We start from the raw sequence: 17917 nt of genomic DNA, 5'->3' as shown, positions 1-17917 counted from the left end.
AGCCGTTGCCACCAAGCTCCCTCCGTGCTGGGCGGTGGCTTTCTCGCCCGATGGCGTGCGGCTCGCCGTCGGAACCTACCGCCGCGTTGTGGTCTATGAAGTCGCCAGTGGCAACAAGCTCTCCGACTGGATGGTTGCGAGTGATGCGGTTCGTGCGCTGGCATTCTCTCCCGATGGAGCCGTGCTCGCCGCAGGAACGGGTGTTCCGGGGGTAAGTGGGGCGATCCTACTCCTCAATACTACCACCGGACAGGTGCTCAAGCCGCTCAAGCCGCACTACGACACCGTCGAGTCCGTTGCGTTTCTGGGAAGCCAGATCCTCTCTGCTGCCAACGACGAGAAAGTTTGTGTGACAGACTCCGTAACGGGCCAGAACATTGGGACGCTCTCGGAGCATGTCGGGCGGTGTCTGAGTGTGGCCGTGCCAGGCCGCACGACGACCCAAGACGGGGGAGCGCTCTTTGCCACGGGCGGGGCAGATAAGATGTTCAAGGTCTGGGACGCGGAGAAGCGCCGGGTCGTGGTGAACTTTGATCAGTGCGGTAGCGTGGTTTGGTGCGTTGCCGCGCTTGCCCAACCAGGGCGCTTTCTGGTAGGAAGCGGCGATGGGGCACTGCGCATCTTTGGCGTGCGCTCCGATGGCAAGGCCCGCGATCCCAAAGAGCCAGATCCGCGCACGGGGTTTGTGGGGCAGACCTTTGGCGGAGCCCACCCCGATGGTGTCTATGCTGTCGCTGTGGCCCCCAATGGCCAGACGGTTGCCTCGGGTGGGGCAGATAAGAAAGTTAAGGTCTGGAACTTAGGCCGAAATCGCATGGAAAAAGAGTTCACCGAGTCAATGAGTGACATCTGGGGGCTTGCGATCTCCCCCAATAGCCAGCTTCTGGCCGCCGCCTCGCTTGATGGCCGTGTTCGTCTCTACGATATTATCCAAAACAAGCTCGTGCGCGAGCTGCCGCCCGCCCCGACAGCAACGCCCAGCGCACCAGGAGTGCCCCAATGAAGCCTATGCTCGGACTGATCTTAGCACTGACACTTGTCAGTGCCGCTTTTGCCCAGAACCCACGTATTGCGGCGCTCTACCCAGCGGGGGCGCAGGCGGGGCAGAGTGTGGAAGTGGCGATTCGAGGGGGAGGACTTGCCGGAGCCAAGCGTGTGGTGGTCAATGGCGCTCCTGGCGTCAAAGCCGAGCTGGTCGGTGGCAGTACCCAGGCCGATGATACGGTTCGTCCACTCTTCAACACCAAGTGTGTCACCTGTCATGAGTCGCGCTCGCCCGACAACCGCACGATGTCGCCAGAGCAGTGGGCCTCGACCGTGGATCGGATGATCACGGCCCGTGGGGCAGATATTAAAAAAGACGACCGCGATAAGATCGTCACCTGGCTTCAAGCAAGGGCCCGAGCCGGACAGGTGACGGCTAAGATCAGTGTCGCTGCCGATGCCCCTCCCGGCGTGCGCGAGGTGCGATTGGTGACAGAGCAGGGGGTCTCGACACCGTTTTCGTTTGAGATTGGGGGGCTTCCGGAGCTGCTGGCATTGCCGAACACGACCCTGAATGTGACTCTACCGACCGTGATCAATGGTGCGCTCACACAGTCCGCACAGCGCGATAAGTTTGTGTTTACTGCCAAAAAAGGTGAGGCTCTGACCTTCAACCTGAAAGCTTATCGTCTCAATGAGCAGTGCCCAATGTTCTTTAATCCGGTGCTCTATCTCTACAATGCCAAGGGCAAAGAGCTGGCCAAAAGCCTGGGGCGTATTGATATTGACCCGATCCTAGAGTGGGTCTGCCCCGATGATGGTGAGTATACACTGGTGACTCGGGACTTGCTCTGGAAAGGTAATCCGGCCTCAATCTACCGGCTGGCGATGGGGAACCTGCCTGCCGATCTCACACTCTCGAATCTCGTGGGCCGCCCGGGCAAGAGCTTCTCCGCGAGCATGGGCAGTCTCTCGGTCGAGGCGCAGCTGGACCGTGATGCAGCAGGTGTGACAATGGTGCCTACCCCGCTGGGCGACTCGCCGGTGCTGGTGCGCGATCTCCCCGATGGTGGGGGGGCGGTGGAAGTGGGACTGGCGACGGCAGTGACACTACCCGCGATGTTCTCCGGTCGGCTCACGCAGGAGCGCCAGGTGGATCGCTTTAAAGTGCTGGCACTCAAACCGGGGATGGGACTAGAGCTCTACACCAAGCGCCTTGGCTCGTCGCTACGTCCCCGTGTGACCATAAAAGACGAAAAAGATGCCGTGGTGCAGACCCGCGTGATGGATGGCGACGAAGAGCTGCGGATGCCAGGCTGCTTTCCCAAGGCCGCTGAGTATATAGTCGAGGTCACGGACTCACTGGCCTCAGGGGGAACCTACTGCTGGGAGACCATTGGTGCCGGAATCCCGGACTTTTCCCTCACCGTCACGCCCGATGGAGCCAATCTCGCACCGGGGCGTCGCGCGGCACTTCTCGTGCGTGCTACCCGCCGTGAGGCACTTCAAGGCCCGATCACCCTCAAGCTCAGGGGATTGCCTTCGGGAGTGAAGGCCGAAGTGGGGGTGATTCCCCCTGACGACGATAAGGCGCTGATTCTGATCTCCGCCGACGATCAGGCGGCGCTAGGTGGGGGGACGATCACGATTGAGGGAACCACAGAGCTTTCCGATAGTCAGGGCAATGTCCATACCCTTAAGCGGCAGGCTCGCCCGATAGAGCTCTACCGAACCCAGAACAACAACTTGCGCCCCATTGATCGTGGAGCCGCGTTTATCGGCATTGCACGTGAGGAGCCACCGTTTGGCCTCTCCGTACAGGGAATCGAGAGCTTGGATCTGGGGCCTGGCAAGACCGCAACTGTGACCGTGAAAGTCGTGCGTCCCACCAATGGCCGCAGTGATGTGGTCATCACGGTGCTAGGCTTGCCGCCAGGCATTACCATTAACCAGACTGCGATCTACATTCCAGGTAACAAAGATGAAGCGGTTTTTACCCTTCGGGGATCAGATAACTCCAAGTACCTAGGGACACGTGATGCGAAGCTTCCTCCTCTAAAGTTTGTCTTTGTCGGAGCCACAGGAGGTCGCAACACAGACGCGCCCACGGACAGCACCGCCCCAATTATTGTAACGGCACCTCGTGAGGGTGGCATCAAGATCGGACGCTAGTTCTTTTGGACACCCACCTTCATCACACCACTCCGCCGCACCACGACCACCACCATGAGTCGCACTTTCAGTCGTCGGAGAGCGTCCGCGATGTCGTTATCGGGATGGCCGATGGGCTTACGGTTCCCTTTGCCCTTGCCGCCGGTCTCTCGGGCGCGATTTTGGGAACCAATATCGTGGTCACCGCCGGGCTGGCCGAGATTGCAGCAGGCTCGATTGCGATGGGGCTTGGCGGCTATCTTGCCGCGCGAAGTGAGCTAGAGCACTACCAGAGTGAGAAGAAACGGGAAGCCTGGGAGGTCGTCCATAAGCCTGAGGCTGAAGCCGCCGAGATTCGTGAGGTTTTTGAAGGGTATGGCTTGACTGAGACAGAGATCGCCCCGATTATCGCCGGGCTGGAGCGAAACCCGGAGGCCTATGTCCAGTTCATGATGCGCTTTGAGCTTGGCCTAGAAGAGCCCGATCCCAAGCGCGCCCTTCAAAGTGCGGTCACGATTGGAGTTTCCTATATTGTCGGGGGGCTGATTCCTCTCGCTCCGTATGTCTTTTTGAAGTCTCATGCTGAGGCATTTCGCCTTTCTTGCATCGTCACGCTGCTTGCTCTTTTTGTTTTTGGCTTTGTCAAAGGACGATTCACGGGAAGCAATTCCTGGCGGAGCGCTCTAGAAACCGCTGGCATTGGTGGGATTGCGGCGGCCGTGGCCTATCTTCTCGCAAAAGCCTTTGGATGATTTAAAAATTCTCCCGCACAGACCGATTACTTTTGTTACAATGCAGTCAGAGGTGTTGTCATGGATGAACAATTTATTTGCCCTTTTCCCTGGAAGTGGTCTATGATCTACGAAAAGCTCCATCGTGAGTGGACAGAGCGTGGCGATGAAGACGTGCCCGAGCCACCCCATCTTTTGCCTGCCATGACCAGTGATGGTCATCGTCAAGATCGCTGGCAAGAGACCGTGGAGTGGGCTGAGCAGCATGGTTTTGAAATTCCGCCTATTAGTGAAGACGAAAAATACTATAAGATGTAGGAGTCTATGAGGTTTGCCGCACCACCGCTTTTGTTAGTCGGATTTGTTCTTCTTTTTTACAGTAAATTGATGACAGGCAACGAGAGCCTGGTGCGGTTGGGCGAAGATGGCCCCCTTTTCTATTACCCCTCGCGGGTCTTTGCGCAGGAGTGTCTCCGTTCGGGTGTTTTGCCACACTGGAAACCCTATAGTTTTGCGGGAATGCCGTTTCTGGCCAGCCTAGAGTCGGGCTTTTTCTCGCCTTGGTTTTGGCTAACAGTGGGGCTACCCGCAGGTCTTGGACTTCTGTGGGGCATGCTGGCGAACCTCTGCTTAGGGGCAGTCGGGATGTACTTTCTGCTGCTCCATTACACGCGCTCCGAACCCGCTGCGCTGTTCTCCGGGCTCGCCTTTGTGCTCGGGACGTTCTTCACGACCCGCGTGGGTTTTGGGCACTTCCCTGTGATTGAGGCCGCGATAGGCATGCCTTGGCTCTTGCTCGTGACCGAGAAGGTACTTTCAGAGCCGCAGGGCTGGCGCTGGTCGGTGCTCTTAGGAGCACTCTATGGAGCTAACTTGCTGGCGGGGTTTCCCGAGATTAGCTTTATGGTCGGTGTTGTCTTCACGCTACGCTGGATAATTGGCCTTCGTCTCGCACCGGTTGCCCTAGCAGTGCGCTATGGTATCGTCGTTCTGATCTCTCTTGGTACCTCTGCGATTCAGCTTTTCCCCGCACTCACGGTACTGGAGCGGACATCTCGTATGGCACTACCTCTCTCTTTTATCCAAGAGCAGTCCGTGCCTCCTCTAGCACTGCCGACTTTAGTCGTCCCCGATCTCTTAGGTAGTGCCGCGGCGCATAACGCCCTTCTCAAAGGCCCAAGTGTGGAGATGCCGGGGTATGTGGGTGTTCTGACACTTCAATTTGCTCTTGTAGCGCTCTTACTGGCACGACGGCGGCGGACTTGGTTTTTTGGGGCACTGGCGCTTGGGGGGATTCTGCTGGCAATGGGGGCGTTCAATCCGCTTTACCCCTTTTTATCGAAGCTACCGGGTCTGAGCTTGATTGCTCGCCCGACGCGCTGGATGTTTCTATTTTCGTTCTCTGTGCCTGTGCTTGGAGGACTAGGGCTTAGTGCCCTGCTAGCCGCTGACAAAAGCACTCTTGAGAAGCTTCGCCCTTACTTTGTCGGTCTTTTGCTACTGGGGCTCGTTGTGCTCATCGCCGTGGTTGTCGGTCATGGACGATTGATGGAGTGGGGACAGGCTCAGATTCACGCCCGCTATCCAGATCACCCCGAACGCCAGCTTGCTAAGCTTGAGGGAATGTTGGCTGGGCAGCGTCTTGGATTGGCACTCTTTGTCGCCTGGTCTGGAGCTGCTCTCCTTTTTTTGTTTCTGCGCTCACCCCGACGGGTCTATCTGCCTGCCATCGTCCTCTTTTTAGACCTCTGGCTCAGCAATGCGAAGTACCTCTCTTTGCCTCAGCCCATCTCTCCACTGCCCATGGAGTTATTTCATGCAATGCTGCCTTCGGATGCCAAAGATTTTCGCTTTCTCCCACTGGAGAAGTCAAAGTTATGGCCTGAGGCAGGGGTTTTTTCTCATCGCAATAATGCCGTGGGTTACGACTCTCTTACCAGCAAGGAGCTATTTCAATATCTCGCAACCGCTTTTGGAAAGTCATCCCTTGAGATTGACCCACTCAGCCCGACCACAACACCCCAAGACTGGCCACTGACCCAAGCGAGTCTACTCGACCGACTTGGAGTGCGCTATGTCATCAGTGAGCTACCGCTTCCCTTTCCTCGGCTCTCTCAGACCCTCTATCGCCGTGACTCTGCGCTACCCTTGGCATCTGTAGCCACAAACTGGGTTGTCGAGGCAAGCCCCACGAAGATGCTGACGAAGCTAAGCACGCTCCCCGGCGACACGGCTGTCGTCATGCGATCTGTGGATCAAAAAAGCGCAAGCCATCCCAGGATGGTTGCTACGACGCGTCCCGATCCGAACACGATCGAGATAACCCTGAACGGCGCCTCTGGTCTCTTGGTAATACATGAGGCCTATTACAAAGGCTGGGAGGCAACCATAGATCGTCGGCTCACACCAGTCATGATCAGCGACTATCTCTTTATGGGGGTACTGGTTCCCCCTGGTACTCAGAAAGTTCGCCTCACGTATCACGCTCCCTACTTCCGCGAGGGGAGCTCTGTCACAGGGATAACGGGAGCAGGGCTGTTAATTTTCCTTGTGGTTTCAGTGGCAAAACGCCGAAAATTCAGGTAAAGTTAGAGTATTATGATTGAGCTTTTCTTCACAAAGTTGAAATGGCAGCACCGTGCATTGCTGGCATGGGGAGGAACCCTAACGGGCATTGCGATTCTCTTCACGATTGGTCGCCAGGATTTTGTGGCCGCGCACCCTGTCGAGCAGCAGTTCCTGACATTTGCGGGTTGGGGACTTGCCTTTTGGGGGCCGATTGTCCTTGCCATTTTTGAAGGTGAGCGCATGGATCGCTAGCGGGGCACCACAAAAATTAGGTGTTATAAAATAACCGCGAGCTGGTTTTTAGCCAGCTCACGGTTATTTTTTCTTTTTGCGCTCGCGCCTAATTTTGCCTTCGCGCAGTGCCTCGGTTCGAATGTGTGCCGCTCGCTCGCGCTCTTCCCGTTCGCGCCACCAGCGTTTCTCCGCTTCGTCACGCTGGTCTTCACGCCAGCGGCGCACGGCTACCTGGACGGGTGGCTGTAGGTAGATTGTGATGGCTAGAGCCGTCCCAACGAGGGGAAGAGACCACTTGCCTCCGATTTGGAAGCGTAGCTCCTGTGAGGCAACTAAGCAGGCAAAAAGCGCTGTGACTAATACTAGGACGAGAAACCATCCTAGATCGAATGTTTTGGGTTTTTGTCTCTGTTGCATCACGGCTAGAAGAGTTTATTTAGTGATCAAAGTATACCTTAAAGTTCGTCATTTTGGAAGAACTCCCAGGTTTCTTTGTCTGGCCCTAAAAAGAAGCCTACCCGAATGGTTTTCCCATTGACATCTACACTTTTGGGCTCGATCGTGATCGTGCAACCTAGTTCTCTTACTTTTTCAATATCGGTATCTACATCTGTGGAGCGTAGGGCAACATGAAAGAATTGATTTCCTTCGATGATCTCGGTGCCCTCTGTGCAGGCAAAAAGCTCTAGGTAGTTTCCATCTCCTAGGTCTAGTAGGGCGATACGTTTTTCACCCTCACCCCAAGAGTGCGCGATGGGAAAACCCATGCCTTCGGTGTAGAAGGCCAGTGATTTATCAAAATTTCGAGCACGTAGAGCAATGTGATGGAAGCCACCTTGGCTAAAGCGCGATGTAGACATACTAAAAAATTCCTATTCTATGGGCTCCAGAGTCACCTGGGTTTTTTGATTACGGATGGGTTTGAACAAGTCCGTGGGGAGGACAAAGGCTATGGTTGTGCCACCTGGCCAGGAAATCGTCTGGCGCAGGCTCCGGTCACGGATCACTTTCCCATCCGAGGTTTCTGTAAACTGAACGACAAAGGCAAGGCGACCTTCAAGTGGTTTTCCGGGAGCCACTTTTGCGGTGATTGCCAAAAGGCCAGCCTCTCCCCAGTGAAAGTCTGAGAGGGAGATGCGCTTCAGCTCCTCACGTGTGAGCAGCGGAGCACGTGGAGCAACAATAAACGAGGACTCCCAGCGATTGTTGCGCCAGACTTCCACCACGCCACGCACGAGATGCCGCCGGACTAAAGTGGGGCCAAGCTGTTGGTACTCCCAGGCATTGAGTGCCCAGAAGATCGCTCCGACGACAAGCACAAAAGCAGCGATACCGCCACTGAGAAGTTTTCTATTCAATGGACGACCCCGCTGGCTGAGCCAACTTGAAGGGATGTATCTATTGCCGCGAACTCATTGCGAAGATAGCCGAGTGCCACAGGCTGGCCGAGCGTGGGACCAAGAGCACAGGAGGTTACCCAGCCGACTTCTTTATCGTCCCTGAAAATCGGAGTTTTGGGGGCGACGAGCTCTGTGAGAGTGAGACGCACCAAAGTCCGGTTGGTATGGCCGCGTGCATCAATGCGAGCGACGACTTCTTGGCCTACGTAGCAGCCTTTTTTGTAGTGAATCGCGCGGCTGGCCTGCCCTGTCTCGGGTGCCAGCGTCTTTTCGTCGAAGTCTATACGGCCTCGTGGAATCCCCGCTTCGATCCGCAGGCCCTCGTAGGTCGCTTCCTCGTAGCCGACCAAGCCTGGCGGAGGGGCATCGTAGATGAGCCAGCCGAGTCCGTTGAAAACGCAAGGCTCGTCGGGTTTGGTGCCATAGACGAAGTAGGTGGTCGCTGCACTAGAGGAAATCTTGACCCGCTCCATAACCAAGTGATGCTCCAGAGACTCCGCCAGCGCCACCCCCCAGCCTGGCTCGGTGCTCAGGAGTAAAGAATCTTCGAGGCAGAGCACCAGCAGGTCGGCGATGATCTGCCCTTTGCTCGTGAGATGAAAGGCATAACAGCCCTCGCCTGGTGTGAGCGAGGCGATGTCGTTGGTGACCATGCCTTGCAAAAAGCCTTGGCGATCCCTACCCGTGAGGCGAAGAATGTCCCGCTCTAAGGGAACATAGAATGTCGGGGGCAAGCTCATCGGGCCTCCAGTGAGTGAACTAGCTCGCGGCCAAACTCCGTCAGCGAGGGGTCGCGTGCTCCCATGATCAGAATCAGATCGCCGGGGTGCGCTTCTTCAAGTAGGCGCTTTTGGAGCACCGCGCGGGTTTCGGCAAACTCGGCGTTTTTGCCCTTTGCCACGATATCAGTGACGATCTCGGCGGCGGAAAAATCTCGTTGCGCCGTGCCACCCGCGTAGAAAATTTCCAGGAGCCAGAGTCTATCGTCGGGGCGGAGCGCGGTGGAAAACGACTCCACAAAATCGGGACGTAGAAACCGAGTCGGGGTGAAGCCGTGCGGCTGGTAGATTGCCAGAACCCGGCTCCCACGCAGGTGCGCGGTCTCGATAGCGGCTTGGACTTTCACGGGATTGTGCGCGAAGTCGTCAATGACTTCGATCTCATCCACCACGCCCAAGCTCTGGAAGCGCCGGGCAACCCCTTGGAAGAGGGCTAGAGGCGTGACCATCTCGTCCAAGGCGACCCCAAGCGCCTGGCAAACGGCAATCGCGGCGAGGGCATTGTCAATATTGTGCTTGCCTGGAACGGGTAGGGTAAAGCGGGTAGTACCCACGCGAAAAGCGCTTCCTATAGAGGTCAGCGATAGATCCTCGCCGCGTATTTTTGCGCCGTCACCAAAACCGAAAACCGTGCTCTTGTCTTTGAGATGCGTAAGGTTCTCAGCCTCGCCCACGATAAATGCACCGGTGGTCTGGGCACGAAAGCGAGCAAAAAGCTCCGCGACTTCGTCTACCTCTTTATGGTCTTTAGACAGATTGAGCACAATGCCGATGTGTGGGGCGTACTGAACAATCGAGCCATCACTCTCATCCGCCTCAATCACGAGTAAGTCCGAGCCGCCGAACCAAGCATTGCCGATCAGCCCTTGCTTCTCCAGGCAGACGAGATTACCGCCTGTAATCACCGAGGGCTGCCGTCCCACACCTTGGAGAATCTCGAAGATCATGGCGACCACGGTAGACTTGCCGCTTGTGCCTCCCACGGCAATGGTTCGGTACTGCGCCGCGAGCCGGGTGAGCATCTCCGCTCGATGAACGATGGGAATGTCTTGCGCTTTGGCCGCGACATAGTCCGCGACGGTGGCCTCGACGGCGGTGGAGACGATGACGCTCTGACAGTCGGGGCCAACGCCACTGCCATCTTGGGGGTAGATCACGATCCCTTGTTTTTCCAGCGCCGCTCGTGTGGCCGCTTGCTCTCCTTTGTCTAGCGCACGGTCGCTCCCGCTGACTTTCGCAGCGGTCATGGCCTGGAACTGTGCAAGCGCACTCATTCCGCTCCCTGCGACCGCTGTGTAGTGATACCGCCTAGCTGTTGTCTCGTCCACGGGCACTATTGTACCCGGTACTCAAAACTGCTGTAGGCAAAGTAGCTCCGGTAGAGAAGCGCTTGGACTTGTGGCACTAAGGGGTAGAAAAAGATCACCCCCACGAGTGCAAGGGGCCAGGCGACTGTCCCCATCACCGCACCCGCCGCGCCACTAAGCAGGCTCAGGCACATCCCAAAGAGTGTCGCCTGAAGAAGCTCGGGCTGGAGGGTCTGGATGCTCAGGCGAATGGTCTCGGTGACGGAGAGCTTTCTATCAGCGAGGATCGGACAAACCAATAAAAACATTCCCTCTAGAATCAGGCCCGGAATCGTGTACATGGTGAAGCCAAGCTGCACGCCTAGCGCTGCCACCACGGATGTCGCCAGCGTGATCCAGAACCCCGCCGCCGGTGCCAGCAGTCGCTTCAGGCGCACAGGCTCCCCGGAGAGCTGATCTAGCGCAAGGCGCGTCAGACCCGTTTGAAAGGCGCGACTGACTCCCGCCACCAGAACCCAGAAGAGAATCATGATCAGATAGAGCTTCAGCGGGCTGTCGTGCTCGGGAGACTTCACGACGCGCAGGAGCAAGAACCAGATCCCCACTTGGAGACCACAGCAGATCGCCGATGCCGCTAGCCAGAGCCCGAGATGCTTTCGGTAGAGCGCCCCGGCATTGATAATCAGCCCTTTGTGAAGGTGCGCCGAGGGCGGCGGAGGACTCATAGACATGAGCTTACTGGCCTCCACCACTTTCAAAGCGCTCTGGGTAGAAGTTGCGGTACATCAGTGCCATACAAAGGTAGTACAGAGGGAGTGTGAAGATCATCCCGATTCCACACGCAAGACTACCAATGCTACTTGCCATACTGGCGACCAAGATAAACGCAAGCGCGATCCAGATCTCTGATTTCAGCTTTGTCCAGCTCTCTTTAATGGCATCAACGGGGCTCATATTCTGATCAAGCACGAGAAGAACCGAGAGGGAAGAAAGCGCACCGGCAATATAGCTAGGCAGCGATGTCACGATGCTCGTGAAGGGGCCAAGGATAGGGGATAGAATTGCTCCTAAGACTCCACCGACGAGTCCGCCAACAAGCCCAAGGAGGAGGAGAAGTCCCAAGACGGGGCCAGCTTTGTTGATATTGGCAAACATGTCCCCCAAGCTAAGTGTCTGACCGCGTAGCTGTTTTAGAGCCATCTGGTACATTCCGCTCGTTATGATGGTGGAAAGTGCAATAAGCCCGACGAACATGAGAATGCCAGGGCCGATCAGTGTGGCGGGATTGATCCTCTCACCCTGACGCATCAGGCCCGCAATCAGCATCACATAGAATGGGATGACGACTGCGGCAATACTGAAGGTTGCTATGGCTCCTGCGCCAACCCAGGCTCCGAGCTGTTTCTGCAGAAGCTGAAAGGCGACTCCAATGTCCTCGAAGCGCACTCGTTGCGCGGGGGGAGTGTACTGGGGGGGCTGTTGATCTTGACCGGAATACATGGGGCTGTCCTCTCTGAATAGACGGAGTAACCGAACAACCCTAGTATAGCGCGAAGTCAACGGCTGCGCTATTTCACGCGGCTATCTACCACAATGACCGGCATCGGCAGCGCGGCGAGGAGCTTGTCCGCCTCAGACGGAGCGCAGGGCTCGTCGGTGTGGTTGAAGTGGCTCCCAATCACAATCAGATCGTAGTGGTTTTCTTGTGCCTCGATAATGAGGGCCTGCGCGGCATCATCGGCGACTTGGATACGGGTGCGGACGTAGTAGCCGTAGTCACGCAGAAACTTTCGGGACTGATCCAGCGCCTGCTCTGCGTGTCTCCAGCGAGCCTGTCGGATCGTGTCCATCTCAGGGCTCGTTCCCTCGGTATGGGGAACCGTCGCGAGCAGGGTCATCTGGGCACCGGTGAGAGGCACCATAAGACGCGCCGCTTCTAGTAGAGTGCGCTGCGAGAGCGGCGTGCAGTCCACGGGCACAAGTACTTTGGTGTAGGCAATTCGAAAGAGGGGTTCTAGTCTCATTTTAATAAATCTCCAAACGGTTATCTGATGCTCTGATTTTAGGGGGTATTGGCCCGTGGTGAATCTGCGATTTGGCGGATTCGGCGAGCGGCGACAATGCGGCGTGCACACAGGGGGCAGTAGTGTTTCCAGAGAGCGCTCTCCTGCACGAAGAGCCAGCGGGAGGGAGCAGGCTCTGTAGCAAGCGAGGTACGGAGCAACACAGGAGCGGGAACCGAGGCATCACAGCCTGGCCCATCACAATGCAGGCGGCGCCCATTCGTAGACCGACTCATGGGAACATCATAGGTGAGCCGTCAGATAAAATCGTCCGCCAAACGGCGTATTTATTAATGATGCGTGGAGAGCTTGGGGAGATCCGCCTCGCTGATAAGTCCCTGGCGCGCGGCCCAGACGGCTGCTTGAACCCGATCCGAGACTCCGAGCTTGCCGATAATATGTTCCACGTGGGTCTTGACCGTGCCCTCGCTGATGAAGAGCACCCCACCCATCTCGCGGTTGGTCAGGCCCGTTGCCATGAGCTTGAGGACTTCCTCTTCCCGCTTGGTCAGCGGCTCGATCAGGTCGGCGGCTTGTGCAGCCTCTCCGACCACCCGCAGAGAACGGATGAGATCCTGGGTAGAGAGAAGCTGCTCCCCCCGAAGAACCGCACGCATCGCGTCTCGCAGTGCCTCGTGCTCGATTCCCTTGAGCAAGTAACCGGCGGCCCCTCCCGCGACGGCACGGGCCATGTACGTGGGGTTGTCGTAGGTGGAGAGCATCAGAACGACCGTTTTGGGGAGTGCGGCCTTGATTGCCACGAGGGCGCTGAAGCCATCGCCACCCGCCATCCGGATATCCAAAAGGACTAGATCGGGTTTCTTTTCTTCCGCAACCCTAATTCCCTCCGCACCCGAAGACGCTTCCCCGATAACGTCGAACTCCGTGCCGCGTAGCATGGCCTTGACGCCGCCTCGGACAATCGCGTGGTCGTCTACCAACAAGACCGTGTAGTTACTACTCACTTAACAACTCCTCATGATAGGGTGCAGGGAAGCTGGCCGTCAGCTGGGTGCCGGTGCCAGGGGCGCTCTCAATCAGCAGCGTTCCCTCTAGCAGGCGCACACGCTCGGTCATGCCGTGTAGCCCGATATGCTTGTCATCGGCTTGAATCCCCTTAGGATCAAACCCCATTCCATCGTCGCTAATGCTCAAGATTAAGACGTGATCGCTCTCGCGAAGCAGGGTTACCTGGATGCGTTGCGCGACGGCATGCTTGCGGGCATTGGTGAGGGCTTCTTGGGCGACCCGATAGACCGCCGTCACCAGGGGCACGCTGAAGCGCTCCCCCTCGACATCGTGCAAAAAGTCCGCGTCGGTCCACCCGGCCCGCTGCTTTTCCTCTTGAACGAGCTGTGCCAGGGCGCCTGCCAGCCCCATATCATCCAGCGCGAGTGAGCGTAGCCCATTGATAAGCCGCCGCGACTCGATTACCGCATCTTTGAGGTACTGAAGGCCCAACAAGAGATCCTCATCGTCGTGGTTGTGCACGCACTGGAAGGCGGAGAGGTGCATGTGGGCGGCCATGACATACTGCGTAAGGCCATCGTGCAGATCGTAGGCGACGGCGCGGCGCTCTTCTTCTTGTGCCGTGATGAGACCTGCAACCAGAGAGCGCTGGCGCTTGAGGAGCTGCCAGTTTCGGATGGCGACAGCCAGGTGCATCGAGAGGGCCAGAATGGTCTGCTCATCGCCTTCTGTGAACCCACCAGGCTTCTCTGTCAAGTAGATACTTCCGAGAATGGTCTGCTGGTAGCGGATGGGAACTCCGAGAAAGCTATCCATCGGCGGGTGGTGTGGTGGTATTCCGACTGCTGACGGATGTGTCCCGAGTGTCTCCAGCCGAAGTGGTGTGGTGCGCTGGAGCAAGAGGCCCAGAATGCCACCCCCATGTGGCTTGGCTCCGATCGTGGCTTCTTGCTCGTGGGTTAGCCCTGCGGTGAGGAACTCCTCTAGCTCCTCCCCATCCGCACGGGCGATGCCGATGGCACAGTAACGCGCCCCAATGAGCTTTCGTGCAGACTCTGCAAACTGCTGAAGTGCCTCTTCACCCGTCAGACTGGCGAGCATCTCGGAATGAATGTGATCCGAGACACCACGTAGCCGTGCATCGTCGCTCGTTTTAAGGTCGTTGTCTTGCACTAAAGGCTATTATACCGTCACCTCATCGCGATAGGGCAAGCCCGGCTGCGCCCCCGCCCGCGTCACTTTTACGGCAGCAGCGGCGCAAGCAAAGACAATTGCACGATCCAGCGGCTCTCCACGGGCCAGCTCGACCGCCAGAGCGCCGGTGAAGCAGTCGCCTGCCGCAACCGTGTCCACGGGAATCACCGAGGGAGCGGGGAAGCTCTGCGGAGACGTGCCGAGCTGCTCAAGCTGCGCTCCCCCGGCCCCGAGCGTGGTGATGAGGGTCTTGACTCCCCCGGCCAGAAGCGCCGCGCTTCCTCCAAGTAGCGCGCACTCGCTCTGGTTGGGCGTGAGAATCGCTAGCTTCACTAAAATCTCCCGAGGCAGAGCCCGCGCCGGGGCCGGGTTGAGCAGCACGGGAATCCCGCGCGAAAAGCCTGCTTCCACTGCGGCAAAGACCGCCTCATCGGGGATTTCTAGCGAGAGAACGATAAGTTTCGCTTCGTCAAACGCGGCGCTGGCGGCGGCGATATCGGCAGCACGGAGGCAAGCGTTGGCCCCTGGGGCGACCACTATGCTATTCTCTCCCGTGATTTGATCTACGGCGATGAGCGCTACGCCCGAGGCAACACCGGGCGTGGTGAAGACAAAGTGTGTGTCCAGCCCCTCACGCTCGAAGCTCGCCCTCGCCGCCGTCCCGTAGGCATCGTCGCCGACACGGGCGATAAAGCAAACATCGCCTCCCAGACGCGCTGCGGCCACGGCTTGATTTGCCCCCTTGCCGCCCGCGACGGTCTGAAGCGCCCCCCCCAAGATCGTCTGGCCAGGCGCGGGGATTTTGGGGACGGCGACAACGAGGTCCGTGTTGGAGCTACCCACGACGACGATCTTAGGATGCATCATGGAGGTATTCTACCTGGTGCATCGTCGGGTAGAATAGGTTTATGCTGGCACCTTTCTTATGCCTCCTGCTGATCCTCACTGAGCCTATTTCTTATAAAATTGCCTTCATGGATGGCACGAAGACCGCTGCGAAGCTCACGCTCTCGGCAAGCCCCGACGGGCCGGTGCGTGTCGAGTCCGACGATACCATCTCCACGTTTCGTCCCTATGCCGTCAGTGGTGCCACAGCGACCGTCGTGGGAAAGCTCTCGCGCTGGGAAGCCTTGCCCATCCGAGGGGGCTGGAAGCTCCAGAAGCCACTGGGGGGCGTGATTCCACTAGACGCGCCGCTACTCACCTTCCACGACCTGCGGCTCTTTCTGGGCAAGCGGATCGCGGAGCTCGAGGTGGCCGGCAAGCCGCTGCGGTTCTGGCAGCTTGGCTACACCAGCGAGCGGCCCGCACTGGACTTGGTGGAGCTGACATCGGATGGCACGATTCCGATGCAGGTGGGGGGCAAGCGGGTAGTCGCCAAGCGCTACCAGGCCAAGGTGACCCTGGGGCTGAACCAGAAAGTCGAGCGCAGCACGATCCATCTGGGGCCGTCGGGGGAGCTAATCAATGCGAGCCCACCCTTTGTGAGTGCGGACTTGCGGGCACAGACACTTTTGGCGGAAGCGCCGAGTGGTGGACTGGTCATGACCTACCGCCTGCCCGGCTACACCCTTCGTGCGGAGCCATCCGAGGGAGGCTACCAGGTAAAAGTGCTGGTGGACGATAAGGCGATCCCGGGAAGTGTCATCACGGATCTGACGGGCAAGCCACTTCGCATCGAGAACGAGTTTCCCGGCAAACCCTTTGTCGGACTGGTCGAGTCGGGGAGCTTGAACTGGAGCATGGACACCCCTCAAATCTCCCGGACGGTCTTGCCTGACCCTGACGACATTGTGCTCTTTCCACCCCAGCTCTTTGCCACGGCGGCGTGGGAGAAGAGATTCACGTCGGTGGGCGAGTCGCATGAGGCGGTTCTTTTGCTGATGCATGATGGCCTCCCCGATGAGCTCACGATTGAGCGCGTTGCCGACCCTGCCGAGGGCTTGCACCGCTATCGCTTTACCAGCGAGAGCTTTAAGGCCGATTTCATCACCGACGGCACTCGACTACGCCTCTTGCGCCGTCCCGAGGGGAGCCAAGTGGTATCTGGTGATGGCGAGACGCTAGGAGCGGCCTTCCCGATCCTCGCCTGGCCGTAGGCTGTGTAGGAGTGCCGTCGCACGCTCCAGAGTCTCGGGCTTTTTGCAGTAGCAGAAGCGAATGAGCCGGGCACCGTCGGCACGGTTTTTAAAGAAGCTACTGCCGGGCACTATCGCCAGGCCCCGCTCACGCACCAGCCACTGCGCCAGTGCTTGGTCATCGGGGAGGCCGAACGCTTCTAACCAGCGCGACGCGTCGGCGAGAATGTAGTAGGCTCCGGGCGGTGTCTCCGCGATAAGGCCGACGTCGCGCACGACTTGCAGAAAGCGATCCCGCTTCTCTTTGTACTTTGCCGTCAGCTCCGCGTAGTAGGAGTCCGGGAAGCCCAGCGCCACGGCCGCGCCCTCCTGAAGCGGTGCGGCAGCTCCTACCGTCAGAAAATCATGGACACGCCGGATCGCTACGGTCGCTTCTGGGGGGGCGATGAGCCAGCCGATTCTCCAGCCTGTCGCACTGTAGGTCTTAGAGAGGCCGGTGATCGTCACCGTGCGCTCCGCCATTCCCTCAAGATCCGCGAGGCGGCGGTGCGCGCCGTCGTAGACTAGGTGCTCGTAGATCTCATCGGTGATCGCAACAACGTCCCACGTCTGGCAGAGCGCCGCAATCCAGCCCAGCTCCTCGGCTGTGAAAACTTTCCCCGTGGGGTTGTGGGGCGTGTTGACGATAATCGCTCTTGTTTTCTCATTAAACGCCGCCGCCAGCTCCTCAGGATCGAGCCGCCACGTCGGGGCATGGAGTCGCACGAATCTTGGCGTTGCGCCCGAGAGCACGGCATCCGGGCCGTAGTTTTCATAGAACGGCTCAAAGACAATCACTTCGTCGCCGGGATCGGTGAGGGCCAGTAGCGCTGCCATCATCGCCTCGGTTGCGCCACAGGCTACCGTGATCTCCCGCTCTGGATCAGGGCGAACTCCATAGTGTCGCTCCGTTTTTACCGCAATCGCTTCTCGTAGCGACTTCGCGCCCCAGGTAATCGCGTACTGATTGATGTCGCTCTGAATCGCTGCGCACGCCGCCTCTTTCATCGCCTCGGGTGCTGGAAAGTCTGGAAAACCTTGTGCGAGATTGACGCCGCCGGGGCCACCATGGGCCAGAAAAAGGCGGGTCATCTCCCGGATCACGGACTCCTGAAACTGTGCGGCTTTTTGCGACGTACGAATGGGCATGGTGGCCTATTTTACCCCGGTTCACCGTGCGGGGTAGAATACGACCCAGACCATGCGCATCCTGCTTCCGCCCTCAGAGGGTAAGACGACACCAAGTAAAGGCAAGCCGTTAGAGCTCGCAAGCCTACTCTTCCCCGAGCTTGCCGCGCCACGCCAGCAGCTTCTGGATACACTTACCACGCTCTGCACCAATGAGCCTCAGCAGGCGCGGCGAGTGCTGGGGCTGACCGAAAACCAAACCGACGAAGTCTTACGCAACCAAGGACTCTTG

At 58.1% G+C, this 17917-nt stretch carries 20 protein-coding genes and 1 pseudogene; 8 read left to right on the top strand and 13 right to left on the bottom strand.

Going from position 1 to position 17917, the window contains the following annotated elements; all coding sequences use genetic code 11:
• The 6 genes from AC1XOS_RS08805 to AC1XOS_RS08780 all read left to right on the top strand — a co-directional run.
• A partial coding sequence (locus AC1XOS_RS08805; RefSeq protein WP_481961845.1) for a WD40 repeat domain-containing protein occupies window positions 1-1003 on the top strand: 1003 nt, incomplete at its 5' end.
• On the top strand, window positions 1000-3156 hold the full coding sequence (locus tag AC1XOS_RS08800; RefSeq protein ID WP_481961844.1) for a c-type cytochrome: 2157 nt from the start codon (window positions 1000-1002) through the stop codon (window positions 3154-3156). The genes AC1XOS_RS08805 and AC1XOS_RS08800, both read left to right, overlap by 4 nt.
• A 5-nt stretch (window positions 3157-3161) precedes the next feature.
• Window positions 3162-3887: a VIT1/CCC1 transporter family protein gene (locus AC1XOS_RS08795; RefSeq protein WP_481961843.1), complete on the top strand. Its 726-nt coding sequence runs from the start codon at window positions 3162-3164 to the stop codon at window positions 3885-3887.
• A 102-nt stretch (window positions 3888-3989) separates the two neighbouring features.
• Complete coding sequence (locus tag AC1XOS_RS08790) at window positions 3990-4184, top strand: hypothetical protein (protein WP_481961842.1); 195 nt, start codon at window positions 3990-3992, stop codon at window positions 4182-4184.
• A 201-nt stretch (window positions 4185-4385) separates the two neighbouring features.
• Window positions 4386-6452, top strand: a complete 2067-nt coding sequence (locus AC1XOS_RS08785) for a YfhO family protein (protein WP_481961841.1) — start codon at window positions 4386-4388, stop codon at window positions 6450-6452.
• A gap of 12 nt (window positions 6453-6464) precedes the next feature.
• Window positions 6465-6686 carry a hypothetical protein gene (locus tag AC1XOS_RS08780; RefSeq protein ID WP_481961840.1) on the top strand — a complete coding sequence of 74 codons (222 nt, stop codon included), beginning with the start codon at window positions 6465-6467 and terminating at the stop codon, window positions 6684-6686.
• Between the two features lie 63 nt (window positions 6687-6749).
• Here the strand turns inward: AC1XOS_RS08780 and AC1XOS_RS08775 are convergent, their stop codons facing one another.
• From AC1XOS_RS08775 to AC1XOS_RS08720, 12 genes are all read right to left on the bottom strand, one after another.
• Complete coding sequence (locus AC1XOS_RS08775) at window positions 6750-7085, bottom strand: hypothetical protein (RefSeq protein WP_481961839.1); 336 nt, start codon at window positions 7083-7085, stop codon at window positions 6750-6752.
• Between the two features lie 38 nt (window positions 7086-7123).
• The gene (locus tag AC1XOS_RS08770; protein ID WP_481961838.1) at window positions 7124-7528 is read right to left on the bottom strand and encodes a VOC family protein; all 405 of its coding nucleotides are present in this window, start codon (window positions 7526-7528) and stop codon (window positions 7124-7126) included.
• A 12-nt stretch (window positions 7529-7540) separates the two neighbouring features.
• Window positions 7541-8026: a hypothetical protein gene (locus tag AC1XOS_RS08765; RefSeq protein ID WP_481961837.1), complete on the bottom strand. Its 486-nt coding sequence runs from the start codon at window positions 8024-8026 to the stop codon at window positions 7541-7543.
• Entirely contained in the window at window positions 8023-8808 is a 786-nt protein-coding gene (ygfZ, locus tag AC1XOS_RS08760) for a CAF17-like 4Fe-4S cluster assembly/insertion protein YgfZ (RefSeq protein WP_481961836.1), read from the bottom strand. The genes AC1XOS_RS08765 and ygfZ overlap by 4 nt, the downstream gene beginning before the upstream one ends.
• A complete protein-coding gene (locus AC1XOS_RS08755; RefSeq protein ID WP_481961835.1) occupies window positions 8805-10175 on the bottom strand; it encodes a UDP-N-acetylmuramate--L-alanine ligase in 1371 nt (456 codons plus the stop codon). The genes ygfZ and AC1XOS_RS08755 overlap by 4 nt, the downstream gene beginning before the upstream one ends.
• A gap of 5 nt (window positions 10176-10180) precedes the next feature.
• Window positions 10181-10879, bottom strand: a complete 699-nt coding sequence (locus tag AC1XOS_RS08750; protein ID WP_481961834.1) for a hypothetical protein — start codon at window positions 10877-10879, stop codon at window positions 10181-10183.
• 10 nt (window positions 10880-10889) lie between these two features.
• Complete coding sequence (locus tag AC1XOS_RS08745) at window positions 10890-11654, bottom strand: hypothetical protein (protein WP_481961833.1); 765 nt, start codon at window positions 11652-11654, stop codon at window positions 10890-10892.
• Window positions 11655-11722: 68 nt separating this feature from the next.
• Window positions 11723-12178 (bottom strand): universal stress protein, encoded by a 456-nt coding sequence (locus tag AC1XOS_RS08740; RefSeq protein WP_481961832.1) that lies wholly within the window; start codon window positions 12176-12178, stop codon window positions 11723-11725.
• A 38-nt stretch (window positions 12179-12216) separates the two neighbouring features.
• Window positions 12217-12453 (bottom strand): hypothetical protein, encoded by a 237-nt coding sequence (locus AC1XOS_RS08735; RefSeq protein ID WP_481961831.1) that lies wholly within the window; start codon window positions 12451-12453, stop codon window positions 12217-12219.
• A gap of 54 nt (window positions 12454-12507) precedes the next feature.
• Complete coding sequence (locus AC1XOS_RS08730; RefSeq protein ID WP_481961830.1) at window positions 12508-13182, bottom strand: response regulator; 675 nt, start codon at window positions 13180-13182, stop codon at window positions 12508-12510.
• Complete coding sequence (locus AC1XOS_RS08725; RefSeq protein WP_481961829.1) at window positions 13175-14359, bottom strand: GAF domain-containing sensor histidine kinase; 1185 nt, start codon at window positions 14357-14359, stop codon at window positions 13175-13177. The genes AC1XOS_RS08730 and AC1XOS_RS08725 overlap by 8 nt, the downstream gene beginning before the upstream one ends.
• Window positions 14360-14368: 9 nt before the next feature.
• Window positions 14369-15247, bottom strand: coding sequence for a ribokinase (locus tag AC1XOS_RS08720; RefSeq protein ID WP_481961828.1), 879 nt, complete (start codon window positions 15245-15247; stop codon window positions 14369-14371).
• 41 nt (window positions 15248-15288) lie between these two features.
• Here AC1XOS_RS08720 and AC1XOS_RS08715 point away from each other — a divergent pair, with 41 nt between their 5' ends.
• Window positions 15289-16479 carry a hypothetical protein gene (locus AC1XOS_RS08715; protein ID WP_481961827.1) on the top strand — a complete coding sequence of 397 codons (1191 nt, stop codon included), beginning with the start codon at window positions 15289-15291 and terminating at the stop codon, window positions 16477-16479.
• Here AC1XOS_RS08715 and AC1XOS_RS08710 read toward each other — a convergent pair.
• Entirely contained in the window at window positions 16444-17646 is a 1203-nt protein-coding gene (locus tag AC1XOS_RS08710) for a pyridoxal phosphate-dependent aminotransferase (protein WP_481961826.1), read from the bottom strand. The two genes, AC1XOS_RS08715 and AC1XOS_RS08710, sit on opposite strands and share 36 nt — an antisense overlap.
• A 52-nt stretch (window positions 17647-17698) precedes the next feature.
• Between AC1XOS_RS08710 and AC1XOS_RS08705 the strand changes: the two are divergent.
• Window positions 17699-17917: pseudogene (locus AC1XOS_RS08705) on the top strand (hypothetical protein); the annotation flags it as partial.

It is taken from the genome of Armatimonas sp. (genome assembly GCF_964826245.1).
The sequence above is the reverse complement of the archived record's forward strand: the minus strand, read 5'-3'. Positions and strand labels throughout refer to the sequence as shown.